We start from the raw sequence: 24,826 nt of genomic DNA on the forward strand, positions 1-24,826 counted from the left end.
CGCTCCGCCCTGCCCTGCCCTGAACACGCCTGCCCGCGCACGCGCACCGCCCTGTAACCGGCCCGCACGCCCGCCAAGGGGAACTCATGGCACCAGAACCACCGCTGCTCACCATGTCCGGCATCACCAAGGCGTTCCCCGGAGTCCGGGCCCTCGACGGCGTCGACCTCGACGTCCAGGCCGGAGAGGTCCACTGCCTGCTCGGCCAGAACGGCGCCGGGAAGTCCACCCTGATCAAGGTCCTGGCCGGGGCCCACCAGCCCGACGACGGCACGATCACCTGGCGGGGCGAACCCGTCACCCTGAAGTCCCCGATCGCCGCCATGCGCCTCGGCATCGCCACCATCTACCAGGAACTCGACCTGGTCGAGGGCCTGTCGGTGGCCGAGAACGTCCACCTCGGACACGAGCCCACCGCCGCCGGCTTCGTCGTACGGGGGAAGGCGGCGCGTGCCTCGACTGCCGCCCTGCTCAAGCGACTTGGGCACCCCGAGGTCGACCCGGCGCGGCTCGTCGGCGACCTGTCCGCCGCCCAGCAGCAGATCGTGTCCATGGCGCGGGCGCTCTCCCACGACGTACGGCTGATCGTGATGGACGAACCGTCGGCCGCGCTCGACCCGGACGAGGTCGACAACCTGTTCAGGATCGTCGGCGCCCTGACCGCCGACGGGGTGGCCGTCGTCTACATCTCGCACCGCCTGGAGGAGATCCGCCGGATCGGTGACCGGGTGACCGTGCTGAAGGACGGGCGGGCCGTGGCGGGCGGGCTGCCCGCGAAGTCCACGCCGACGCGCGAGGTCGTGGCGCTGATGACCGGACGCAACGTCGAGTACGTCTTCCCCGACCGGCCGTCCGCGTCCCCGGCCGAGGTCGCGCCCGTCCTGGAGGTGCGGGGGCTGGCACGCGACAGGGAGTTCGAGCCCTTCGACCTTCAGGTGCGGCCCGGCGAGATCGTGGGGCTCGCCGGACTCGTCGGCTCGGGACGCTCGGAGATCCTGGAGACGATCTACGGCGCCCGTAAGCCCACAGCCGGTCAGGTCAGCGTGGACGGTAGGCCGTTGAGGCCCGGCAGTGTCCGGGCCGCCGTCCGGGCCGGGCTCGGGCTCGCCCCCGAGGAGCGCAAGGCGCAGGGGCTGCTGATGCTGGAGTCCGTCACAAGGAACGTCTCCGTGTCGTCGATGGGCCGCTTCGCGCGCGTCGGCTGGATCGACCGGGGCGCCGAACACCGTGCCGCGCGGGCCGCGACCCGCGAGCTGTCCCTGCGCCCCGACAACCCCGACGTACCGGTCCGCACGCTCTCCGGAGGCAACCAGCAGAAGGCGGTGCTCGCCCGCTGGCTGCTGCGCGGATGCCGGGTCCTGCTGCTCGACGAGCCGACCCGGGGCGTCGACGTCGGAGCCCGCGCCGAGTTGTACGCGGTGGTCCGCCGGCTCGCCGACGAGGGGCTTGCCGTGCTGCTGGTCTCCAGCGAGGTGCCCGAAGTCCTCGGCCTCGCCGACCGGGTGCTCGTCCTGCGCGAGGGCCGGGTCGTGCACACGGCGCCCGCCCGTGAGCTGGACGAACACCGCGTCCTCGACCTCGTGATGGAAGGAACTCCGGTGGCCAGTGTGGGAAGTCCGGCGGCCGGTGCGGTACGCCCCGTGACCGGTGAAGGGAGCCCGTCGTCATGACCCAGCCCATGTCCCCTCCCCGGGACGCCGACAGAGCGACACCCGTCGACGGGCCGCCCGCCTGGCGGGCCCGGGTGTTACGCGCCGACGTCCGCACCCTCTCGCTCCTCGGTGTCCTCGCCGCGCTGATCCTCATCGGCGGCCTCACCCGTCCCGACGAGTTCCTCGACACCCGCAACCTCCAACTCGTCCTCACCCAGGCCTCGGTGATCGGTGTCGTCACCGTCGGCATGACCTTCGTCATCACCTCCGGCGGCATCGACCTGTCCGTCGGCGCGATCGTCGCCCTGGCGTCCGTGTGGGCGACGACCGTGGCCACCCAGGAGTACGGGTTCGCCGGCATCCTCTTCACGGCGATGATCGTCGGCGTCGGCTGCGGACTGGTGAACGGACTGCTCGTCGCCTACGGCGGGGTGGTCCCCTTCATCGCCACCCTCGCCATGCTCGCCTCGGCCCGCGGACTCGCCCTGCAGATCACCGACGGCAGCACCCAGGTCGTCACCGTCGACTCCGTCCTGGACCTCGGCGAGCGCGACGCGTACGTCCTCGGGATCCCGCCGCTCGTCCTGGTCTTCGCGGTCGTGACGATCATCGGCTGGCTGGTGCTGAACCGCACCACCTTCGGCCGGCGCACGGTCGCAGTCGGCGGCAACGCGGAGGCTGCCCGGCTCGCGGGCATCGACGTCCGCCGCCAGCGGCTCTACCTGTACCTGCTCTCCGGACTGTGCTGCGGCATCGCCGCGTTCCTGCTGATCGTGCTGTCCGGCTCGGGCCAGAACACCAACGGCAACCTCTACGAACTCGACGCCATCGCCGCCGTGATCATCGGCGGGACCCTGCTCAGCGGTGGCCGGGGCACCATCACCGGCTCCGTCATCGGCGTCCTGATCTTCACCACGATCACCAACATCTTCGCGCTCAACAACCTGCAGAGCGACGTCCAGCAGATCGCCAAGGGCGCGATCATCGTCGCCGCGGTCCTGGTCCAGCGACGTACGGCAAGCACGACCTGAGACACCGAAGAGCCGACACGGGAAAGGTCCACCGCCATGCCTGACATCACCAGCCGCAGAAGACTGCTCTTCGGAACCGCCGCCGTCTCGGCCGGCGCCCTCCTCGCCGGTTGCACCAGCAACGAACCCAAGGACGACCGGGCCGCCGACGAACAACCGGCCGCCGACGACAAGCCCGGCAAGGCGGTCACCATCGGCTTCGCCGGACCCCAGGCCGACCACGGCTGGCTCAACGCGATCAACCAGAACGCCAAGAGCCGCGCCGAGCGGTACGAGGACGTCACCCTGGAGATCACCGAGGGCTCCAACGACACGGCCCAGCAGATCGGGCAGATCGAGACCCTCATCAACAAGAAGGTCGACGTCCTGGTGATCCTGCCCGCCGACGGCAAGGCGCTCACCCAGGTCGGCCTGAAGGCGATGCGGGCCGGCATCCCCGTCGTCAACCTCGACCGGATCTTCAACTCCCCCCAGGCGTACCGCTGCTGGATCGGCGGCGACAACTACGGCATGGGGCTCAACGCCGGGCACTACATCGGCGAGCAGCTCAAGGACAAGAGCGACGCCCGGGTCATCGAGCTGGCCGGGCTCGACAACCTGGAGCTGACCAAGCAGCGCACCAAGGGCTTCGACGACGCGCTGAAGAACTACCCGAACATCAAGAAGGTGGCCCGCCAGGCCGCCGAGTTCACGGTCGAGTCGGGCCAGGCCAAGATGGCCCAGCTCCTGCAGGCCCAGTCGGACTTCGACGCCCTGTGGAACCACGACGACGACCAGGGCGTGGGCGCCCTGCGCGCCATCGATCAGGCCGGGCGCGACGACTTCCTGATGGTCGGCGGCGCGGGCGCGCTCTCCGCGTTCCAGGCGATCAAGAAGGACGACGGGGTGCTGAAGGCCACCGTCCTCTACCCCCCGACCATGGCCGCCTCCGCGATCGACCTCGCCCGCGCCCTCGGCCAGGGCAAGGGCGTCGGGGGCCTCGCCGAGTTCGAGATCCCGTCCTCGCTGACCCTCTACTCGGCCGTCGTCGACAAGGCCAACGTCGACCAGTACATGTCCACCGGCTTCAAGTGACGGGACCTGCCGAAGGGGCCCGACCCGCGGTCGGGCCCCGCCCGCACCGCGCCGCCACGACGAGGAGGACACACGCATGGGACAGCCGCAGCAGCCCGACCAGGCCGAGGCGGAGGAGTCAGGAGCGCCGGCGCCCGGCGCGGACGCGGACGCGCCCGCCGGGGGGCGCGGCAGACCGGCGCTGCGCGTCGGCATGGTCGGCTACGCCTTCATGGGGGCCGCCCACTCCCAGGGCTGGCGCACGGCGGGACGGGTCTTCGACCTGCCGCTCAGCCCCGTGCTGGCCGCCGTGTGCGGGCGGGACGGCGACGCGGTACGGACCATGGCGGACCGGCACGGGTGGGCGACGACGGAGACCGACTGGCGGGAGCTGATCGCCCGGGACGACATCGACCTGGTCGACATCTGCACCCCTGGCGACAGCCATGCCGAGATCGCCCTCGCGGCCCTGGCCGCGGGCAAGCACGTGCTCTGCGAGAAACCCCTGGCCAACACCGTCGGGGAGGCCGAGGAGATGGCCGCGGCGGCCGAAGAGGCGTACGGACGCGGCCAGTTGGCCATGGTCGGCTTCAACTACCGCCGGGTGCCCGCGACCGCGCTCGCCCGCCGCATGGTCGCCGAGGGGCGGCTGGGAGTCCTGCGGCATGTACGGGTGACGTACCTTCAGGACTGGCTCGTGGACCCCGAGTTCCCCCTCACCTGGCGGCTGCGCAAGGAGTCGGCCGGTTCCGGGGCGCTCGGCGACCTGGGCGCCCACATCGTCGACCTCGCGCAGTACATGGCCGGCGAGCCCGTGGTCGGCGTGTCCGCCCTGATGGAGACCTTCGTCCGCGAACGGCCCCTGCCCGCCGGCGCGTCCGCCGGCCTCGCCTCCACCGGCGCCGCGGCGGGCCGGGGCGCGGTCACCGTCGACGACGCGGCCCTGTTCACCGGCCGCTTCGCCTCCGGCGCCGTCGCCTCCTTCGAGGCGACCCGCTTCGCCACCGGCCGCAAGAACGCCCTGCGCATCGAACTCAACGGCGAGCGCGGCTCGTTGGCCTTCGACCTGGAACGCCTCAACGAACTCGCCTACCACGACCACACCGAGCCGGCCGCCCACGCGGGCTTCCGCCGCATCCTCGTCACCGAGCCCGACCACCCCTACCTGGACGCCTGGTGGCCGCCGGGCCACGGCCTCGGCTACGAGCACACCTTCGTCCACCAGGTCCGAGACCTGGTCCACGCCGTCGCTGCGGGTCACCGGCCCGAGCCGTCCTTCGCCGACGGGCTCCAGGTGCAGCGCGTGCTCGCGGCGGTCGAGGAGAGCGCCGAGAAGAACTCCGTCTACATGCCGACCCACACCCCCACCTCGGTCTGAGGAGACCCGGACATGCCGCGCGACTTCACGCTCTTCACCGGCCAGTGGGCCGACCTGCCCCTCGAAGAGGTCTGCCGCCTCGCCCGCGACTTCGGCTACGACGGCCTCGAACTCGCCTGCTGGGGCGACCACTTCGAGGTCGACAAGGCACTCGCCGACCCGTCGTACCTGAACTCCCGGCACCAGATCCTGGAGAAGTACGGCCTGAAGTGCTGGGCCGTCTCCAACCATCTCGTGGGCCAGGCCGTGTGCGACGCCATCATCGACGAACGCCACCGCGCCATCCTGCCCGCCCGCATCTGGGGCGACGGCGAGCCCGAGGGCGTACGGCAGCGGGCCGCCGCCGAGATGGCCGACACCGCGCGGGCCGCCGCCGCCTTCGGCGTGGACACCGTCATCGGCTTCACCGGCTCGGCCATCTGGCATCTGGTCGCCATGTTCCCGCCCGCCCCCGAGTCGATGATCGAGCGCGGCTACGACGACTTCGCCATGCGCTGGAACCCGATCCTCGACGTCTTCGACGCCCAGGGCGTGCGGTTCGCGCACGAGGTCCACCCGAGCGAGATCGCCTATGACTACTGGACAACTCAGCGCGCCCTGGATGCGGTTGACCGCCGCCCGGCGTTCGGACTGAACTTCGACCCCTCGCACTTCGTGTGGCAGGACCTCGACCCGGTCGGGTTCCTGTGGGACTTCCGCGACCGGATCTACCACGTGGACTGCAAGGAGGCCCGCAAGCGGCTCGACGGACGCAACGGCCGCCTCGGTTCGCACCTGCCCTGGGGCGACCCGCGCCGGGGCTGGGACTTCGTCTCGGCCGGCCACGGCGACGTCCCCTGGGAGGACGTCTTCCGGATGCTCTGCTCGATCGACTACCGGGGCCCGATCTCCGTGGAGTGGGAGGACGCCGGCATGGACCGGCTCCAGGGCGCCCCCGAAGCCCTCACACGCCTCAAGGCGTTCGACTTCGAACCGCCGACAGCCTCGTTCGACGCGGCGTTCGGCGGCAACGAGTAACGCTCCCCTGTCTTCCGGGGTGACGGCGCACCCCGGCGTACCGCACACCCGCGCACCCCCGTACGACCAGCCCCTTACTGGAGGCATTTCGTGCACCCGTACGACGACAACAGACACCCCACCAGCGCCACCAGCACCTTCAGACGCCGCGGACTGCGCGGACCGATCGCCCTGCTGACCGGTCTGCTGCTCGCCGGCGCCTCGCTCTCCCTCACCGCGCCCCCGGCGGGCGCGGCCGACACCGAGCCGAAGGCGGCGGCCGCCGAGGACTTCCAGCAGGTCACCCTCGCCAAGGGCGAACCGGAGGTCGGCGAGCCCATGTCGCTGGCCGTCCTCCCCGACCGCTCGGTCCTGCACACCTCGCGCGACGGTGAACTGCGGCTGACCGACGCGGCGGGCAACACCAGGCTCGCCGGCAAGCTCGACGTGTACAGCCACGACGAGGAGGGCCTCCAGGGCATAGGCGTCGACCCGGGCTTCGCCGACAACCGTTTCATCTACCTCTACTACGCACCCCCGTTGAACACCCCGCCCGGTGACGCCCCCGAGACCGGCACCGCCGCCGACTTCGCGCCCTTCGACGGTGTCAACCGGCTCTCCCGCTTCGTCCTGAAGGCCGACGGCACGCTCGACAAGGCCAGCGAGAAGAAGGTCCTCGACGTCCCCGCCTCCCGGGGCATCTGCTGCCATGTCGGCGGTGACATCGACTTCGACGCGGCGGGCAACCTGTACCTGTCGACGGGCGACGACAGCAACCCCTTCCAGTCGGACGGCTTCACCCCCATCGACGAGCGCGCCAACCGCAACCCGGCCTTCGACGCCCAGCGCACGTCCGGCAACACCAACGACCTGCGCGGCAAGATCCTGCGCATCAAGGTCGGCGCCGACGGCTCCTACACCGTCCCCGACGGCAACCTCTTCGCGCCCGGCACGGACAAGACGCGCCCCGAGATCTACGCGATGGGCTTCCGCAACCCGTTCCGGTTCAGCGTCGACAAGAAGACCGGCATTCTCTACGTCGGCGAGTACGGTCCCGACGCCGGCGCCGCCAGCGCCTCGCGCGGTCCGGCCGGTCAGGTGGAGTTCGCCCGGGTGACCGAGCCGGGAAACTTCGGCTGGCCGTACTGCACCGGCAAGAACGACGCCTACGTCGACTACGACTTCGCCACCGGCACCTCGGGCGCGGCCTTCGACTGCGCGGCCCCGAAGAACACCTCGCCGAACAACACCGGCCTGACCGACCTGCCTCCCGCCGAACCCGCCTGGATCCCCTACAACGGTGCGAGCGTCCCGGAGTTCGGCGACGGCTCGGAGTCACCCATGGGCGGCCCGGTCTACCACTACGACGCCGCGCTCGACTCGCCGGTGAAGTTCCCCGAGGCCTACGACGGCGACTTCTTCGCCGGTGAGTTCGGCCGGCGCTGGATCAAGCGGATCAGCAGCGACGCCGACGGCACCGTCCAGTCGATCAACGACGTCCCGTGGACCGGCACCCAGATCATGGACATGGCCTTCGGCCCGGACGGCGCGCTGTACGTCCTCGACTACGGCATCTCCTGGTTCGGCGGCGACGAGCACTCCGCCCTCTACCGCATCGAGAACGCCACCGACGGTCACTCCCCGGTCGCCGCCGCGACGGCCGACCGCACCTCCGGCCAGGCGAAGCTGCGGGTCCGATTCTCCTCGGAGGGCACCAGCGACCAGGACGGCGACGCCCTCACCTACCACTGGGACTTCGGCGACGGCGGAACCTCCACGGCCGCGAACCCGAAGCACCGGTACACGACGAACGGCACCTACACCGCGACCGTGACGGCCAAGGACTCCACCGGCCGCACCGGCAGCGCGAGCGTGCGCATCGTGGTCGGCAACACCGCGCCCGAGGTCGAGCTGCGCCTGCCCGAGGACGGTCAGCTGTTCTCGTTCGGTGACGCCGTCCCGTTCAAGGTGCGGGTGCGCGACAAGGAGGACGGCACCTCCATCGACTGCGCCAAGGTCAAGGTCACCTTCGTCCTCGGTCACGACAGCCACGGCCACCCGGTGACCTCCGCCAACGGCTGCACCGGCACCATCAAGACCAGCGCCGACGGCGGCCACGACGAGAACGCCAACATCTTCGGGGTGTTCGACGCCGAGTACACCGACGGCGGAGGCGGCGGCCAGGACCCGCTCACCACCCACGACCGGCACGTCGTGCAGCCCACCCACCGTCAGGCCGAGCATTACGGCGACTCCTCCGGCATCGCGGTCCAGTCCAAGGACACGGCCCACGGCGGCAAGACCGTCGGGAACATCGACAGCGGCGACTGGATCTCCTTCGAGCCGTACGTCCTGTCCGACGCCACGAAGCTCACCGCGCGTGTCTCCTCCGGGGGCACCGGCGGGAAGCTGGAGGTACGCGCCGGATCACCGACCGGCCCTCTCCTCGGCACCGCCACCGTGCCGGTGACCGGCGGCTGGGACACCTTCCGGGACGTCACGGCCGACCTGTCGAAGGGCCCGCGCGGCAGCACCACGCTCTACCTGGTGTTCAAGGGCGGCGACACCGGCGGCCTGTTCGACGTGGACGACTTCACCTTCACGAAGCGGTGAGGGGGCGCCATGCCGAAGAACCGACGCCTGCCGACCGCGCTGGCCGGCGCCGCCCTGCTGATCGGAGGCGTGTCGGGACCGGCCGTGTCCGATGAGGCGGACCGCTCCCGGGGTCAGGAGGCCGAACGCCGCGTACTGGTCTTCTCCAAGACCGCCGGCTTCCGGCACGACTCGATCCCCGAGGGGGTGACGGCCCTTCGGGAACTGGGCGCGGCCCACGGCTTCGCGGTCGACGCCACGGAGGACGCCGGCGCCTTCACCAAGCGCAACCTGCGGCGTTACGACGCCGTGGTGTTCCTCTCGACCACGGGCGACGTCCTCGACCCGGCCCAGCAGAGCGCGTTCGAGCGGTACATCGAACGCGGCGGCGCCTATGTGGGCGTCCACGCGGCCGCCGACACCGAGTACGACTGGGCCTTCTACGGCGGACTCGCGGGCGCTTACTTCCAGTCGCACCCCGCGATCCAGCCCGCGACGGTCGACGTCGACGACCACGCCCACCCGGCCACCGCCGGGCTGGGCGCCACCTGGAACCGCACGGACGAGTGGTACAACTACCGCTCCAACCCCCGGGACCGGGCCCATGTCCTCGCCTCGCTCGACGAGTCCTCGTACAGCGGGGGCACCATGAACGGCGACCATCCCATCGCCTGGTGCCAGGAGTACGAGGGGGGCCGCGCCTTCTACACCGGCGGCGGCCACACCAAGGAGTCCTTCGCCGAACCCGCCTTCCGGCAGCATCTGCTCGGCGGCATCCGGTGGGCGATCGGCGAGGTACGGGCCGACTGCCGGCCGGAGAACGGCTACCGGCCGCTGTTCGACGGAACCTCCCTGGACGGCTGGCGCCAGGCGGGACCGGGCTCGTTCACCCTGGCCGGCGACGGCTCGATCACCTCGTCCGGCGGGATGGGGATGCTCTGGTACGCCGACCGCGGCTTTGGTTCGTACTCCCTGAAGCTCGACTGGAGGATGTCCGGCGCCTCGGGCGACGACAACTCCGGGGTGTTCGTAGGCTTCCCGCCCTCGGACGACCCCTGGTCCGCCGTGAACAACGGCTACGAGATCCAGATCGACGCCACCGACGTGCCCGAGAGGACCACCGGGTCCGTCTACGGGTTCCGCTCCGCCGACCTCAGGAAGCGCGACCGCGCCCTGAATCCGCCGGGGGAGTGGAACACGTACGAGATCCGCGTGGAGGGCGAGCGCCTGCGCGTCTGGCTCAACGGCGTGAGGATCAACGATTTCACCAACCGCGATCCGGTACGGAGCCTGCGCGACGGCCACCTCGGCATCCAGAACCACGGGGCCGGCGACCAGGTGTCCTTCCGTGACATCCGGATCAAGGAACTGCCCGCACGGGCCGCCGGCAGGGCGGGCTCGCCGCCGGGCGACTGAGCGACGGCGGGCGGGGGACGCCGGACCCCCGCCCGCCGTCTCGCCCCTTCTCCCCTCACCCCTTCCTTCCCGGAGGGTTCCCGGCCCTTCCCACCCCTGCCCCGACGAGGAGGCTGCCCATGTCCGCGTCCGTGTCCGTCACCCCACCGAGCGTCGGCGTCTGGCTGATCGGAGCACGGGGTTCCGTCGCCACCACCGTCGTCGCGGGCTGCGCGGCCGTCACGGCGGGCCTGCACGCCCCGACGGGCATGGTCACCGAGACCGCTCTCTTCGCCGACTCCGGTCTCCCCCCGCTCTCCGCCCTCGTCTTCGGCGGCCACGACACGGTCGACTGCCCGCTCCCCAAACGGGCCGAGGTCCTCGCGGCCGGGGGTGTGCTGCCGCACGGCCTGCCGGCGGCCGTCGGAACGGAACTGGCCGCCGCCGACGGGGAGATCCGGCCCGGCGGACCCCTCCCGGGCGACACCCGGACCCCCGACGAGCTGATCGCCTCCCACGCCGCCGACATCCAGGACTTCGTACGACGCCGGGGGCTGACCCGGGCCGTGGTGGTGAACGTCGCCTCCACGGAACCCGCGCCCACCGGCGCCGCACTGCCGCCCAGCTCCCTCTACGCGGCGGCCGCCCTCCGCGCGGGCTGCCCCTACGTCAACTTCACCCCCTCGACCGGCCTGCACCACCCGGAGCTGGCTCCCCTCGCCGTCTCCTCCGGCCTCCCGTACGCCGGCCGCGACGGCAAGACCGGTCAGACCCTGCTGCGGTCCGTCCTCGGCCCGATGCTCACCCAGCGGGCCCTGGCCGTCCGGGCCTGGTCCGGCACCAACCTCCTCGGCGGGGGCGACGGCGCCGCCCTCGCCGACCCGGCCGCCGCCGCCGCGAAGAACGCCGGCAAGGAACGCGTCCTGACCGACAGCCTGGGCGCCACCCCCGAGGGCCAGACCCACATCGACGACGTCCCCGCCCTCGGCGACTGGAAGACCGCCTGGGACCACATCGCCTTCGACGGCTTCCTCGGCACCCGCATGGTCCTCCAGACCACCTGGCAGGGCTGTGACTCCGCGCTCGCCGCCCCCCTGGTCCTGGACCTCGCCCGCCTCCTGGCAGGCGCGCACGAGGCGGGCCTCACCGGGCCCCTGGCCGAGCTGGGTTTCTACTTCAAGGACCCGATGGGGGAAGGCCCGACGGCACTGGGGGAGCAGTACACGGCACTGGCGGGGTTCGCGGAGCGCCTGCGGGCCGGGACGCGGCCAGGCCGTGCGCCCGGCGCCGGTCCGCAATCCGCGCCGACACCGCGCGGGGAGGCCCGATGAGCGGGCGGCACCGCCCCGGGTCTGCCGGACCTGCCCGACCTGCTGGACCCGTCGCACCTGTCGGGGCGGGGGACGAGGCGAGGAACGCGCAGCGGGGTGCGGGGGCCGGACCCGGAGCCGGGGTGAGCCGGTCACCGCGGCCCTCCCAGCCTTCCCGGCAGCCCGCGGCGCCCGACCTGCCCCAGCCGTCCGAACTGCCCCAGCCGTCCGATCCGCCTCGGCAGGCCCCCTCGCCGGCCGCCTCCCCGGCGGCTCCTCTCTCCTTCGGATACGGCACCAACGGCCTCGCCGACCTCCGGCTCGACGACGCCCTCGCCCTCCTCGCCGACCTGGGCTACGACGGCGTCGGTCTGACGCTCGACCACATGCACCTCGACCCGCTCGCCCCCGGCCTCGCCGCCCGCACCCGCCGTCTCGCCGGCAGGCTGGACGACCTCGGCCTGACCGTCACCGTGGAGACCGGCGCCCGCTATGTGCTCGACCCCCGCCGCAAACACGGCCCCAGCCTCCTGGACCCCGACCCGGACGACCGCGCCCGCCGCACCGACCTGCTGCTCCGCGCCGTACGGGTCGCCGCCGACCTCGGTGCCCACGCCGTGCACTGCTTCAGCGGAGTCGTCCCGCCCGGCACGCACGAGGACACCGCCTGGAAACGGCTGCCCGACACGCTCGCCCCCGTCCTGGACGCCGCCACCACCGCCGACGTCCCTCTCGCCGTCGAGCCCGAACCCGGCCATCTCCTCGCCACGCTCGCCGACTTCCACCGCCTGCGCGAGGCTCTCGACAGCCCCGCAGCCCTCGGCCTCACCCTCGACATCGGCCACTGCCAGTGCCTCGAACCCCTCCCGCCCGCCGACTGCGTCCGCGCGGCCGCGCCCTGGCTCCGCCACGTCCAGATCGAGGACATGCGCCGTGGCGTCCACGAACACCTGCCCCTCGGCGAGGGCGAGATCGACTTTCCGCCCGTCCTCGCGGCCCTGGCCGCCGCCGACTACCGAGCCCTGACCGTCGTCGAACTGCCCCGCCACTCCCACGCCGGCCCCCACTTCGCCGAACGCTCCCTCTCCTTCCTGCGACAGAGCCAAGCCCGGAGCCAGGACCGAAGCCAAGGCCGGGACCGGAGCCAAGCCAGAAGCCGAGCCCGGGACCGGAGCCAGGACCAGGACCGAAGCCCAGGCCGAAGCCAGGACCAGGACCGGAGCCGACCCCCGTCAAACGGCCGCACGGTCCCTCCCGGGAGCCCCTCGTGACCCACCACCAGACCCCGGCCGACCTGCACAGTCACCTGGACACCCACCTCACGCCCTCCGCGCGCGCCTGGCTGGGACGGGCGCTGGACGAGGCGGCCGAGCATCCGGGCACCCATGGCCCCCTCTCCGTGTGGGAGCTGCGGGTCGCCGAGGCGGGCCGGCGCTGCGGCACCGAACACGCCGACGCCGTCCGCGTCCTGATCCTGCACGCGGCCCGCGCCGACGCCGACGCGCTCACCCGGGTCTACCGTCAGGGCACCGCCGACGAACGCCGCGCGGTGCTCCACGCGCTGCCCCACCTCGTGCCCGGCCCCGAGGCGCTGCCTCTCGTCGAGGACGCCCTGCGCACCAACGACACCCGCCTCCTCGCCGCCGCCCTGGGCCCGTACGCCGCCCGTCATCTGGCCCCGCACCACTGGCGGCACGCCGTCCTCAAGTGCCTGTTCACCGGCGTGCGCGTCGACGAGGTCGCCGACCTGGCCGGCCGTGCCCGGGACGACACCGAACTCGCCCGTATGCTCCGCGCCTTCGCCGAGGAACGCACCGCCGCGGGCCGTCCCGTACCCGAGGACCTGCACCGCGTCCTGGCCCTGACCGCGCCCCCACCGGCCGCCGCGCACGACCGCGACGGCACCCACGGCCTTCACGGCAAGGAGTCCTGATGCGCATCTTCGACCCCCACATCCACATGACGTCACGCACCACCGACGACTACGAGGCGATGCACGAGTCGGGCGTCCGCGCGGTCGTGGAGCCGGCCTTCTGGCTGGGACAGCCCCGCACCTCGCCCGACTCCTTCGTGGACTACTTCGACTCCCTGCTGGGCTGGGAGCCCTTCCGCGCCGCCCAGTACGGCATCGCCCACCACTGCGCCCTCGCCCTCAACCCCAAGGAGGCGAACGACCCGCGGTGCGCTCCGGTGCTGGACCGGCTGCCCCGCTACCTGCTCAAGGACCGGGTCGTGGCCGTCGGCGAGATCGGCTACGACTCCATGACGCCCGCCGAGGACCACGCGCTCGAACACCAGCTGCAACTGGCCGCCGACCACGCTCTGCCCGCCCTCGTCCACACCCCGCACCGGGACAAGCTCGCCGGTCTGCGCCGCACCCTCGACGCCGTACGGGCCTCCGCCCTGCCCGTCGACCGGGTGCTGCTGGACCACCTCAACGAGACCACGGTCGCGGAGGCCAGGGACAGCGGTGCCTGGCTCGGCTTCTCCGTCTATCCCGACACCAAGATGGACGAGGAGCGGATGGTCGCCGTCCTCAAGGAGTTCGGCCCGGAGAAGGTGCTGGTCAACTCCGCCGCCGACTGGGGCAGAAGCGACCCCCTGAAGACGCGCCGGGTCGCCGACACCCTCCTCGCCGCCGGGTTCGACGAGGACGCCGTCGACCTCGTGCTGTGGCGCAACCCCGTCGCCTTCTACGGGCTCAGCGGGCGCCTCGCCCTCGACGTCACCGCCACGGACCCCACGCACGAGGGCAACAGCATCCTGCGCGGCGGTGAGTGACCCGTGCGCTTCCGCCACCCCGACGGCTCCACCGTCCACCTCGCCTACTGCACCAACGTGCACCCGGCCGAGACCCTCGACGGCGTCCTCGCCCAGCTGCGCGACCACTGCGAGCCCGTACGCCGCCGCCTCGGCCGTGACCGCCTCGGCATCGGCCTGTGGCTGGCCGCCAACGCCGCCGCGGCCCTGGTGACCGACCCGTCCGCCCTGCGCGGCCTGCGCGCCGAACTCGACCGGCGCGGCCTGGAGGTCGTCACCCTCAACGGCTTCCCCTACGAGGGCTTCGGCGCCGAAGAGGTCAAGTACCGCGTGTACCGGCCCGACTGGGCCGACCCCGCGCGCCTGGACCACACCACCTCCCTCGCCCGCGTCCTGGCCCGGCTGCTCCCCGACGACGTCACCGAGGGCACCATCTCCACCCTGCCCCTGGCCTGGCGCACCGCCTACGACGAGCAGCGCGCCGTCCGGTCCCGCGCGGCCCTGCGCACCCTGGCCGAACGCCTCGACGCCGTGGCCGAACTGACCGGCCGCTCCATCCGCGTCGGCCTGGAACCCGAACCCGGCTGCACCGTCGAGACGACCGCCGACGCCATCGGGCCGCTGACCGACCTCGGCCACGACCGCATCGGCGTCTGCGTCGACACCTGCCACCTCGCCACCTCCTTCGAAGATCCGCACACCGCCCTGGACGCACTCACCGGGGCCGGTGTCCCCATCGTCAAGTCCCAGCTCTCCGCGGCCCTGCACGCCGAACACCCGCACCTGCCCGAGGTCCGCGAAGCCCTCGCCGCCTTCGACGAGCCCCGCTTCCTGCACCAGACCCGCACCCCGACCGCCGCCGGACTGCGCGGGACCGACGATCTCGGCGAGGCCCTCCGGGGCGACACCCTGCCCGACGCCTCCCCCTGGCGCGCCCACTTCCACGTCCCGCTCCACGCGGCCCCCGCCGCGCCCCTCACCTCCACTCTTCCGGTCCTCGGGGCGGCCCTCGCCTATCTGGTCGGCGGCCCCCGTCCCCTCACCCGGCATCTGGAGGTCGAGACCTACACCTGGCAGGCCCTGCCGCCGGAGCTGCGCCCCGGCACCCGCGCCCAGCTCGCCGACGGCATCGCCGCCGAACTCGGCCTCGCGCGTGACCTGTTGACGGACCTCGGCCTCAAGGAGCTGCCATGAGCCGGGACGATGCCGGCGCGCACGCCGGTCCTGCACATGCCGGTCCCGCACACGCCGCACCCGCGTCCGGTCCCACGCCTCTGCTCGTCCTGGACGTCGTCGGCCTCACCCCCTCCCTCCTCGACCACATGCCCCACCTCAAGGCCCTCGGACAGTCCGGCTCCCGGGCCCCGCTCGGCACCGTGCTGCCCGCCGTCACCTGCGCCGCCCAGTCCACCTTCCTGACCGGCACGCTCCCCGCCGAGCACGGCATCGTCGGCAACGGCTGGTACTTCCGTGAACTCGGCGACGTCCTGCTGTGGCGCCAGCACAACGGCCTCGTCGCCGGGGACAAACTCTGGGACGCAGCCCGCCGCGTCCACCCCGGCTACACGGTCGCCAACATCTGCTGGTGGTACGCCATGGGTGCCGACACCGACATCACCGTCACCCCCCGTCCGATCTACTACTCCGACGGCCGCAAGGAACCCGACTGCTACACCCGGCCCCCGGCCCTGCACGACGAACTCACCGCGGAACTCGGCACGTTCCCCCTGTTCCACTTCTGGGGACCGGGTGCCGACCTCGTCTCCAGCCGATGGATCATCGACGCGACCCGTCACGTCCTCCGCACCCGCAGGCCCGATCTGGCCCTCTGCTACCTCCCCCACCTCGACTACGACCTGCAGCGGTACGGCCCCGACGACCCGCGCTCCCTGAAGGCGGCCGCCGACCTGGACCGGGCCGTGGCACCCCTGCTCGACGACGCCCGCGCGGAGGGCCGCAGCGTCGTCGCGCTCTCCGAGTACGGCATCACCCGCGCCGACCGCCCCGTCGACATCAACCGCGCCCTGCGCCGCGCCGGCCTCCTCGACGTGCACACCCAGGACGGCATGGAGTACCTCGACCCGATGGCCTCACGGGCCTTCGCGGTCGCCGACCACCAGATCGCCCATGTGTACGTACGCCGCGCCGAGGACCTGGACGCCACCCGGGAGGCCCTCGCGGACCTGCCCGGGATCGATCAACTCCTCGACGACGAGGGCAAGAAGGCGCACCATCTCGACCATCCACGCTCCGGCGAGCTGGTCGCCGTCGCGGAGCCGGACGCCTGGTTCACCTACTACTACTGGCTCGACGACGACCGCGCGCCCGACTTCGCACGCACCGTCGAGATCCATCGCAAACCCGGCTACGACCCGGCCGAGCTGTTCATGGACCCGCTCGACCCGTCGGTGAAGCTCAAGGCGGCCACGGCACTGGCGCGCAAGAAACTGGGCCTGCGCTACCGCATGGCGGTCGTGCCGCTGGATCCCTCGCCTGTTCGCGGCAGCCACGGCCGCCTGCCCACGAGCGACGACGACGGTCCGCTCATCATCTGCTCCACCCCCCGAGCCGTCGGCGACCGCGTGGCGGCCACCGATGTGAAAGCACTCCTGCTGCGTCTGGCCGGTCTCTCCGACCGGTGACGAGCCCCCTGTGTCCCGACCGGTCACAAGTGAAGCACTGACCACTGACAACGCCCGCCCACACGAAGGAGTTCCAGGCATGAGCCGCAACCGCACGACGGATCCCGAACTCACCCACCGCCTCAGCAGACGAGGCATGCTCGGCGTCGCGGCGGGCGCCACCGTCGCCGCCCTGCTGGGCACGGCCGCCCCCGCCCAGGCCGCAGGCGTGCCCGAGGCGGCCGCCTCGGGCACGGGCCGGAGCCGCCCCGTCCTCCCGTCCGGCCGCCTCGGCATCCAGCTCTACAGCCTCCGCGACAAGGTCTCCACCTTCGGCTTCGCCCCCGTCTTCGCCGAGCTGGAGAAGTACGGCTACGACGAGGTCGAGTTCGCCGGATACACCCAGGGCTCGGCGGGCCCCATCACCCTCACCCGGCTGAAGCGGCTGGCCCGCGACCACGGCCTGAACCCGATCGGCAGCCACGTCGGCTACTACGCGAGCGACCCGAACGCGTACACCTTCGCCCAGAACCTCACCAAGGTCCTCGACGACGCCCAGGCCCTCGGCCTGAAGCACATCGGCACCGCCGCCGGCCCCTTCCGCTACGGCACGACCGTCGACGCGATGAAGCGGGCCGCCCACGAGTTCAACACCTACGGCGCGGCCGCCAGGGCGCGGGGCATGAAGTTCTACCAGCACAACCACTCCGAGGAGTTCTCCTTCGCCACCGACAACCCCGAGGTCCGCCTCTACGACGTCCTGCTCCGCGAGACCGACCCCGACCTCGTCTTCCTGGAGATGGACATCTTCTGGGCGTACGTGGCCCAGTTCCGTTTCTCCAAGCGGCCCGACGGCACCGCCGCTCCCTTCGAGCCGCTCGACTACGTCCAGCGCCGCCCGGACCGATACCCGCTGTTCCACGTCAAGGACGGCGAGAGCGACCCGTCGAACCCGTACGGCTACCGCATGACGGACGTCGGCGACGGCGACATCGACTACCAGAAGTTCATCTCGGCCGTCAACGGTCTGAAGGGGTCCCGCCGCGCCCACCACTGGCAGGCCGAACACGACAACCCCACCGAGTCCTTCACCTTCGCCCGCCGCTCCAGCGAGCACCTGCACGCGCTGCGGGAGGAGTACTGACCGAGGCCGGGGAATCAACGGCAGCAGGCGGCCGCCCCGTGGTGCGGGCCCACGGGGCGGCCGCCTGCTGCCGTACGCGAGGGCGTCAGGCCGCTTCGTCACCGAGGGGACGGGGGTTGGGAGCGATGTGCCGGTTGCGCGGCCGCCCCGGCGGGTGCAGGAAGATCGCCACGAAGCCGGCGAACAGCGAGATGGAGCCGGCGAGCACGAAGGCGCCCGCGTAGTCCCAGGCGCCCACGACCACGGCGCCCATACCGGAGCCGAGCAGACCCGACACCAGCTTGGAGCTGTAGACGAGACCGTAGTTGGAGGCGTTGTTGTTCTCGCCGAAGTAGTCCGCGGTCATCGCCGCGAACATCGGGAAGATGGCCCCGCCGCCGAACCCGGAGATGCTGGAGAACACCAGGAAGAGCGGCAGGTTGCCGATGTTGCCGGACCAGAGGATGCCGTACTGGGACAGGCCCAGCACGATGCAGACGAAGATCAGACACTGCTTGCGGCCGTAGCGGTCGGAGAGCCAGCCGATGACACCGCGGCCGGTACCGTTGACGATCGCCTTCAGCGACATGGCGGTGGCCACGATCCCGCCCGCGAAACCGGCCTCGTTGCCGAAGGGCACCTGGAAGGCGATGCCGAAGATGTTCACGCCCGAGGTGCACAGCAGGCAGAACCACATCAGCGCGACGCGGCCCGTCCGCCATGCCTCGCTCGGCGTGTACTGCTTCACGGCCGGCGGGTTCTTCTCCAGCGCGCGCCGCGCGCGCGGGTCGTCCGGCTTGCGCAGCGGGTCGACCTCGGCGGGCCACCAGTTCTTCGGCGGGTCCTGGAAGAAGTGACCCGCCACGGCGACGACCGCCGCGAGGAACAGACCGACGCCGACGAGCACCCACCGGAAGTTCGTCAGGTCCATGAACCCGGTGAAGATGAACACGAACGGCACCGAACCGTAGGCGAACCCGCCGTTCACGAAGCCGGTCTTGCCTCCCTTGCGCTCCGGGTACCACTTGCCGACCATGTTCACGCAGGTCGCGTAGACCATGCCGGCGCCCATACCGCTGAACATGCCGAAGCCGATGTACGCGACGACGACGTGCGGGGCGAACGCCAGGGACAGATAGCCGAGCAGGGTGCCGACGGCGCCCAGCATCATCGCCCAGCGGGCCGGCAGTCTGCCGCTCTCCCGGAGCTTGCCCGCCGGGAAGGCCACCGCGGCCTGGAAGAACACCCACACGCCCAGCATCCAGAAGATGTGCTGGTTGCTCCAGCTGTGCGCGGTGTGCAGGGTCTCCTCGGCGGACGCGAACGCGTACTCCGCCGAGCTGATGCCCATCATGCCCACCCACGGCAGGATGACCATCCACTTGCGTTTGCGCCCCATGATGTCCAGGTCGGACTCGCCGACCCGGTACATCCTGCCGCCTGCGTCCGTCACCTCCCGGTAGGGGACGGGTGTGGAGATGTCAGTTGTTGCCATGTCGTTCGAACCCTCCGCGTGGAAGAAGTCTGGCCAGCGCCCCCTGTCCGTGCTTCTCTGCGCCGGGGCCCGCGGTGAGCGGTCGCCGCGGGCCCCGTGGTTCGGGCCGTCGCTCAGCTCATCGCCACCGCCCCCCGGCGACCGAGCCACCCGGGCCGGTCACAGCAGCCCCGCAGCCCGCGCCCACCGGGCTGTGTCATGCCCGGGGGCCAACCCCCGGACCCCCGGCCGGACCACAGCGAGCGCGCCCATCACAGCAACCCCGCAGCCCGCGCCCACCGGGACTTCGCACCGAGGACGGCCACCGGCTTCTCGGTCGTGTACGGGTACGCCACGACCCCGCGCTCGAAGAGGTACTGGCACGCCTCCTCCACCTCGACGTCGCCCGCGAGCGACGCGACGACCGGCTTCTCGATGCCCCGCTCGCGGAACTCGGCCACCACGCGCGCGGTGAGTTCGGCGAACACCATGGGCGGGGTGACGATGGTGTGCCAGTAGCCGAGGACGAGCGCGTGGATGCGGGGGTCCTCCAGGCCCAGCCTGATCGTCGCCTCGTACGTCGACGGGGGTTCGCCGCCGGTGATGTCGACCGGGTTGCCCGCGGCCCCGAACGGCGGGATGAACTCACGGAAGGACGCGTCCAGGTCCGGCGGGATCTCCATCAGGGTCAGCCCGTTGTCGGTGACCGCGTCCGACAGCAGTACGCCGCTGCCGCCGGCCCCCGTGATGATGACGACGTTGTCGCCCCGCGGAGCGGGCAGCACCGGCAACGCGCGCGCGTACTCCAGCATGTCGTTCAGCCCCGGTGCCCGGATGACCCCGGCCTGCTTCAGGATGTCCTCGTACACGGCGTCGTCGCCCGCCAGCGCGCCCGTGTGCGAGCCCGCCGCCTTCGCCCCGGCCGCCGTACGGCCCGCCTTGAGGACCACGACGGGCTTCTTCGGGACGGTCGCCCGCGCGGCCTCCACGAAGGCCCGGCCGTCCTTCAGGTCCTCCAGGTGCATCGCGATGCACTCGGTGCGGGGGTCCTCGCCGAACCAGGTCAGCAGGTCGTCCTCGTCCAGGTCCGACTTGTTGCCGAGCCCGACGATCGCCGACACACCCGTCCTCGTGGTCCGCGCGAAGCCCAGGATGGCCATCCCGATGCCGCCGGACTGCGAGGTCAGCGCCACGCCGCCCTTGACGTCGTACGGCGTGCAGAACGTGGCGCACAGGTCGTGCCACGTCGAGTAGTAGCCGTAGATGTTCGGCCCGAGCAGCCGGATGCCGTGCCGTTCGGCGATCGCCACGATCTCGTTCTGGAGTTCGTGCTCGCCGGTCTCCGCGAAGCCCGACGGGATCAGTACGGCGTTGGGGATGCCCTTGCGGCCCACCTCCTCCAGCGCCGAGGCCACGAACCTGGCGGGGATCGCGAAGACCGCCACATCCACCTCGCCGGGAACGTCCGTGACACTCTTGTACGCCTTGCGGCCCAGAATGTCGTCGGCCTTGGGATTCACCGGGTGGATCTCCCCGGCGAAACCGCCGTCGACGAGGTTGCGCATCACCGAATTGCCGATCTTGCCCTGCTCGTTGGAGGCCCCGATCACGGCCACCGCCGAGGGCTGCATCAGCCGGCGCATCGACGTGAGGATCTCCTCGCGCGTGTACCGGCGCCGCGGCTTCGGCACCGACTCCGCGAGGATCACCCGGATGTCCGCCGCGACCGCGCCCTCCGGGGTCGCGATCACCGGGTTGAGGTCCACCTCGGCGATCTCCGGGAAGTCCGCGACGAGTTCGGAGACCCGGCGGATCTGCTCCGCGATCGCCCACCGGTCCACGGCAGGCGCCCCGCGCACCCCGCGCAGGATCTCCGCCGCGCGGATCGAGTCCAGCATGGAGAGGGCCTCGTCCGCGTCGACCGGCGCGAGCCGGAACGTCACGTCCTTGAGGACCTCCACCAGCACCCCGCCGAGCCCGAACGCGACGACCTTCCCGAACGTCGGGTCCGTCACCGCGCCGACGATGACCTCCTGCCCCTTCGGCAGCAACTCCTGGACCTGGACACCCTCGATGCGTGCGTCGGCCGCGTACGCGCGGGCGTTGTCGACGATCCGGTGGAACGCCGCCCGTACATCGGCCGCGCCCTCCACTCCGACGATCACACCGCCCGCGTCGGTCTTGTGGAGGATGTCCGGCGAGACGATCTTCATCACCACCGGTCCGCCGAAGCGCGCCGCGTACGACACCGCCTCGTCGACGTCCCGCGCCAACTCCTCGCCGGGTACGGCGATCCCGTACGCGTCGGCGATCACCTTGCCCTCGGGGGCGGTCAGCGCGCTGCGGCCCTCGGCCCGTACGGCGTCGAGGAGGCCACGCACCCTCAGCACCCGGTCTTCGGCCATCAATCAGATCACTCCGTTCGACTTGAGCAGGCGCAGCTCCTCGTCGCCGAGCCCCAGCTCGCCGACGTAGACCTCTTCGTTGTGCTCGCCGAGCAGGGGTGAACTGGTCACTGCCACCGGGGAGTCGGACAGCTTCAGCGGACTGCCCACGGTCACGAAGTCGCCGCGCTCGGGGTGCGGCACGGTGACCACCATCTCGTTGGCGACCAGGGACTCGTCCTCGATGATCTCCTTGGTGGACAGGATCGGCCCGCACGGGATGTTGTGGGCGTTGAGCCGCTCCAGCACTTCCCACTTGGGGAGCGTGGACGACCACTCCTCGATGAGCTGGAACATCTTGCTGAGCTTGGGCAGCCGGGCCTCCGGCGTCGCCCATTCGGGGTCGTCCGCCAGCTCGGGCCGGCCGATCAGCTCGCTCATCGGCTGCCAGCCCACGGGCTGCACGATGACGTACACGTAGTCGTTCGGGCCGCCCGGCGCGCATTTGACCGCCCAGCCGGGCTGGCCGCCGCCGGAGGCGTTCCCGGACCGGGGAACCTCGTCGCCGAAGTCCTCGTTGGGGTATTCACGGAGCGGGCCATGGGCCAGCCGCTGCTGGTCCCTCAGCTTCACCCGGCACAGGTTGAGGACGGCGTGCTGCATGGCCACGTTGACCCGCTGGCCGCGCCCGGTGCTCTCGCGCTGGTACAGCGCGGCGAGAATCCCCGCCACGGCGTGGATGCCCGTGCCCGAGTCCCCGATCTGGGCCCCCGTCGCCAGCGGCGGTCCGTCCTCGAAGCCCGTGGTGGCCATGGACCCGCCCATGGCCTGCGCGACGACCTCGTACGCCTTGAAGCCGGTGTACGGACCGTCCCCGAACCCCTTGATGGAGGCGTAGACGATTCGCGGATTGATCTCCTGGATACGGTCCCAGGTGAAGCCCATCCGGTCGACCGCGCCCGGTCCGAAGTTCTCGACCATGACGTCGGAGCGCCGGATCAGCTCGGTGAGGATCTCCTTGCCGCGCTCTGTCTTGGTGTTGAGGGTGATGCTCCGCTTGTTGCAGTTGAGCATCGTGAAGTAGAGGGAGTCGACGTCCGGGAGGTCGCGCAGCTGCTTGCGCGTGATGTCACCGGTCGGCGCCTCCAGCTTCACCACGTCCGCGCCCAGCCAGGCGAGCAGTTGGGTGGCTGAAGGCCCGGACTGGACGTGGGTCATGTCCAGGACGCGGATGCCTTCGAGGGCCTTGGTCGGTGCTGCTGCCGTCGCGGTCAACGGTTCCACCTCACTTGTACATCGTCTGGTTCATCGTTCCGGGGGCGTACGCGTCCGGGTCGACCCAGACGTTGATCAGCGACGGCTTGCCCGACTCCCTGGCCCGCCGGAGCGCGGGGCCGATGTCGGCGGGGTCGCGGACCTCCTCGCCGTAACCGCCCAGCATCCGGGCGAACTTGTCGTAGTGGACGTCGCCGAGGGTGTTGCCGATCCGCTCGCGCTCCTCGCCGTACTTGGCCTTCTGGCCGTAACGGATCTGGTTCATGGAGGAGTTGTTGCCGATGATCCCGACGAAGGGGAGGTCGTAGCGGACGAGGGTCTCGAAGTCCCAGCCGGTGAGGGAGAAGGCGCCGTCGCCGAAGAGGGCCACCACCTCCTTGTCGGGCCGTGCCTTCTTGGCGGCGAGCACGAAGGGGACGCCGACGCCGAGGGTGCCGAGGGGACCCGGGTCCATCCAGTGCCCGGGTGACTTGGGCTGGACGACCTGGCCGGAGAAGGTGACGATGTCGCCTCCGTCGCCGATGTAGATCGAGTCCTCGGTCAGGAAGTCGTTGATCTCGCTGACCAGCCGGTAGGGGTGGATCGGCGAGGCGTCGGACCTCAGGCTGGGCAGCCGCTTCTCGATGGCGGTCTGTTCGGCGGCACGCAGCTCGTCGAGCCACTCCTTGCGCTTCGACGCGCCCCCGTTGATCCGCCCGGACGCCGCCTCGGTCACCGACCTGAGCACGAGGCCCGCGTCACCGACGATCCCGAGGTCGATGTCGCGGTTCTTGCCGACGGTCCGGTAGTCGAGGTCGACCTGTACGACGGTCGCGTCCGGCGACAGCCGTTTGCCGTAGCCCATGCGGAAGTCGAAGGGCGTGCCGACGATGACGATCACGTCGGCGTTCGAGAACGCGTACCGGCGGGAGAGCTGGAAGTGGTGCGGGTCGCCCGGCGGGAGCGTGCCGCGGCCGGCGCCGTTCATGTACGCCGGGATGTTCAGCGTGCGCACCAGCTCGATGGCGGACCCGGTGCCGCGGGTCGTCCACACCTGGCTGCCCAGCAGGATCGCCGGCTTCTCCGCGTGCACGAGCAGGTCGGCGAGCTTCTCGATCGCCTCGGGGTCCCCGGCCGAGCGGGTCGAGGCCCGGTAGGCGCCGGCCTTCGGTACGCGCGCCTTCTCCACGGGCACCTTGGCGTCCAGCACATCGCGCGGGATCTCCAGGAAGGAGGGCCCGGGCGCGCCGTGGTAGCACTCGCGGAACGCCATCGACACCATGTCGGCGGCGCGGGCCGTGTCGGGCACGGTCGCCGCGAACTTGGTGATCGGCGTCATCATGTCGACGTGCGGGAGGTCCTGCAGGGACCCCATCTTGTGCTGGGTGTGCGCGCCCTGGCCGCCGATCAGCAGCATCGGGGACTCCGCGCGGAAGGCGTTGGCGACACCGGTCACGGCGTCGGTCGTACCCGGGCCGGCGGTGACGACCGCGCAGCCGGGCCTGCCGGTGATGCGCGCGTAGCCGTCGGCGGCGTGGGCGGCGACCTGTTCGTGGCGGACGTCGACGACCTCGATGCCCTCGTCGACGCAGCCGTCGTAGATGTCGATGATGTGGCCGCCGCACAGGGTGTAGATGACCTCCACACCTTCCGCTTTGAGTGCCTTGGCGACGAGGTGACCACCGGAGATGAGGTCCTGGCTGTTGCCGTCGGGCATGGCGAAGTCCTGTCCCTTCGTAGGGGTTGGAGCGCTCTCGCGGTTGATTGCATACAGTCGACGAATACTGTATGAACCTTGTTATC

At 71.4% G+C, this 24,826-nt stretch carries 18 protein-coding genes; 14 read left to right on the plus strand and 4 right to left on the minus strand.

Annotated elements, in window-relative coordinates:
• Positions 1–86: 86 nt before the first annotated feature.
• The 14 genes from ACZ6BB_RS03280 to ACZ6BB_RS03345 all read left to right on the plus strand — a co-directional run bounded on the left by ACZ6BB_RS03280 (position 87) and on the right by ACZ6BB_RS03345 (position 17,932).
• Positions 87–1,670: a sugar ABC transporter ATP-binding protein gene (locus tag ACZ6BB_RS03280; RefSeq protein WP_471613610.1), complete on the plus strand. Its 1,584-nt coding sequence runs from the start codon at positions 87–89 to the stop codon at positions 1,668–1,670.
• Complete coding sequence (locus ACZ6BB_RS03285; RefSeq protein ID WP_471613611.1) at positions 1,667–2,683, plus strand: ABC transporter permease; 1,017 nt, start codon at positions 1,667–1,669, stop codon at positions 2,681–2,683. The genes ACZ6BB_RS03280 and ACZ6BB_RS03285 overlap by 4 nt, the downstream gene beginning before the upstream one ends.
• A gap of 36 nt (positions 2,684–2,719) precedes the next feature.
• Positions 2,720–3,757: a substrate-binding domain-containing protein gene (locus ACZ6BB_RS03290; protein ID WP_471613612.1), complete on the plus strand. Its 1,038-nt coding sequence runs from the start codon at positions 2,720–2,722 to the stop codon at positions 3,755–3,757.
• Positions 3,758–3,833: 76 nt separating this feature from the next.
• On the plus strand, positions 3,834–5,114 hold the full coding sequence (locus ACZ6BB_RS03295; RefSeq protein ID WP_471613613.1) for a Gfo/Idh/MocA family protein: 1,281 nt from the start codon (positions 3,834–3,836) through the stop codon (positions 5,112–5,114).
• Positions 5,115–5,126: 12 nt separating this feature from the next.
• Positions 5,127–6,131 carry a sugar phosphate isomerase/epimerase family protein gene (locus ACZ6BB_RS03300; protein ID WP_471613614.1) on the plus strand — a complete coding sequence of 335 codons (1,005 nt, stop codon included), beginning with the start codon at positions 5,127–5,129 and terminating at the stop codon, positions 6,129–6,131.
• Positions 6,132–6,221: 90 nt separating this feature from the next.
• Positions 6,222–8,723 (plus strand): PQQ-dependent sugar dehydrogenase, encoded by a 2,502-nt coding sequence (locus ACZ6BB_RS03305; protein WP_471613615.1) that lies wholly within the window; start codon positions 6,222–6,224, stop codon positions 8,721–8,723.
• 9 nt (positions 8,724–8,732) lie between these two features.
• The gene (locus ACZ6BB_RS03310; protein WP_471613616.1) at positions 8,733–10,118 is read left to right on the plus strand and encodes a ThuA domain-containing protein; all 1,386 of its coding nucleotides are present in this window, start codon (positions 8,733–8,735) and stop codon (positions 10,116–10,118) included.
• Between the two features lie 119 nt (positions 10,119–10,237).
• Complete coding sequence (locus ACZ6BB_RS03315) at positions 10,238–11,428, plus strand: inositol-3-phosphate synthase (protein WP_471613617.1); 1,191 nt, start codon at positions 10,238–10,240, stop codon at positions 11,426–11,428.
• A gap of 194 nt (positions 11,429–11,622) precedes the next feature.
• On the plus strand, positions 11,623–12,678 hold the full coding sequence (locus ACZ6BB_RS03320) for a sugar phosphate isomerase/epimerase family protein (RefSeq protein WP_471614110.1): 1,056 nt from the start codon (positions 11,623–11,625) through the stop codon (positions 12,676–12,678).
• Complete coding sequence (locus tag ACZ6BB_RS03325) at positions 12,675–13,340, plus strand: EboA domain-containing protein (protein ID WP_471613618.1); 666 nt, start codon at positions 12,675–12,677, stop codon at positions 13,338–13,340. Before ACZ6BB_RS03320 ends, ACZ6BB_RS03325 begins: the two co-directional genes overlap by 4 nt.
• On the plus strand, positions 13,340–14,188 hold the full coding sequence (locus ACZ6BB_RS03330; RefSeq protein WP_471613619.1) for a TatD family hydrolase: 849 nt from the start codon (positions 13,340–13,342) through the stop codon (positions 14,186–14,188). Before ACZ6BB_RS03325 ends, ACZ6BB_RS03330 begins: the two co-directional genes overlap by 1 nt.
• 3 nt (positions 14,189–14,191) lie before the next feature.
• Complete coding sequence (gene eboE / locus ACZ6BB_RS03335; RefSeq protein WP_471613620.1) at positions 14,192–15,361, plus strand: metabolite traffic protein EboE; 1,170 nt, start codon at positions 14,192–14,194, stop codon at positions 15,359–15,361.
• Positions 15,358–16,809 carry a nucleotide pyrophosphatase/phosphodiesterase family protein gene (locus ACZ6BB_RS03340; RefSeq protein WP_471613621.1) on the plus strand — a complete coding sequence of 484 codons (1,452 nt, stop codon included), beginning with the start codon at positions 15,358–15,360 and terminating at the stop codon, positions 16,807–16,809. The genes eboE and ACZ6BB_RS03340 overlap by 4 nt, the downstream gene beginning before the upstream one ends.
• Before the next feature lie 79 nt (positions 16,810–16,888).
• Positions 16,889–17,932, plus strand: a complete 1,044-nt coding sequence (locus ACZ6BB_RS03345) for a sugar phosphate isomerase/epimerase family protein (RefSeq protein WP_471613622.1) — start codon at positions 16,889–16,891, stop codon at positions 17,930–17,932.
• Between the two features lie 85 nt (positions 17,933–18,017).
• On the opposite strand, the gene ACZ6BB_RS03350 is transcribed toward ACZ6BB_RS03345, so the two are convergent.
• From ACZ6BB_RS03350 to ACZ6BB_RS03365, 4 genes are all read right to left on the minus strand, one after another.
• The gene (locus ACZ6BB_RS03350) at positions 18,018–19,406 is read right to left on the minus strand and encodes an OFA family MFS transporter (protein ID WP_471613623.1); all 1,389 of its coding nucleotides are present in this window, start codon (positions 19,404–19,406) and stop codon (positions 18,018–18,020) included.
• 251 nt (positions 19,407–19,657) lie between these two features.
• A complete protein-coding gene (locus tag ACZ6BB_RS03355; protein WP_471613624.1) occupies positions 19,658–21,790 on the minus strand; it encodes an acetate--CoA ligase family protein in 2,133 nt (710 codons plus the stop codon).
• Positions 21,791–21,793: 3 nt separating this feature from the next.
• The gene (gene frc / locus ACZ6BB_RS03360) at positions 21,794–23,044 is read right to left on the minus strand and encodes a formyl-CoA transferase (protein ID WP_471613625.1); all 1,251 of its coding nucleotides are present in this window, start codon (positions 23,042–23,044) and stop codon (positions 21,794–21,796) included.
• Positions 23,045–23,054: 10 nt separating this feature from the next.
• The gene (locus tag ACZ6BB_RS03365) at positions 23,055–24,740 is read right to left on the minus strand and encodes a thiamine pyrophosphate-binding protein (protein WP_471613626.1); all 1,686 of its coding nucleotides are present in this window, start codon (positions 24,738–24,740) and stop codon (positions 23,055–23,057) included.
• Positions 24,741–24,826 lie beyond the last annotated feature (86 nt).

It is taken from the genome of Streptomyces sp. NPDC041108 (assembly GCF_055592645.1).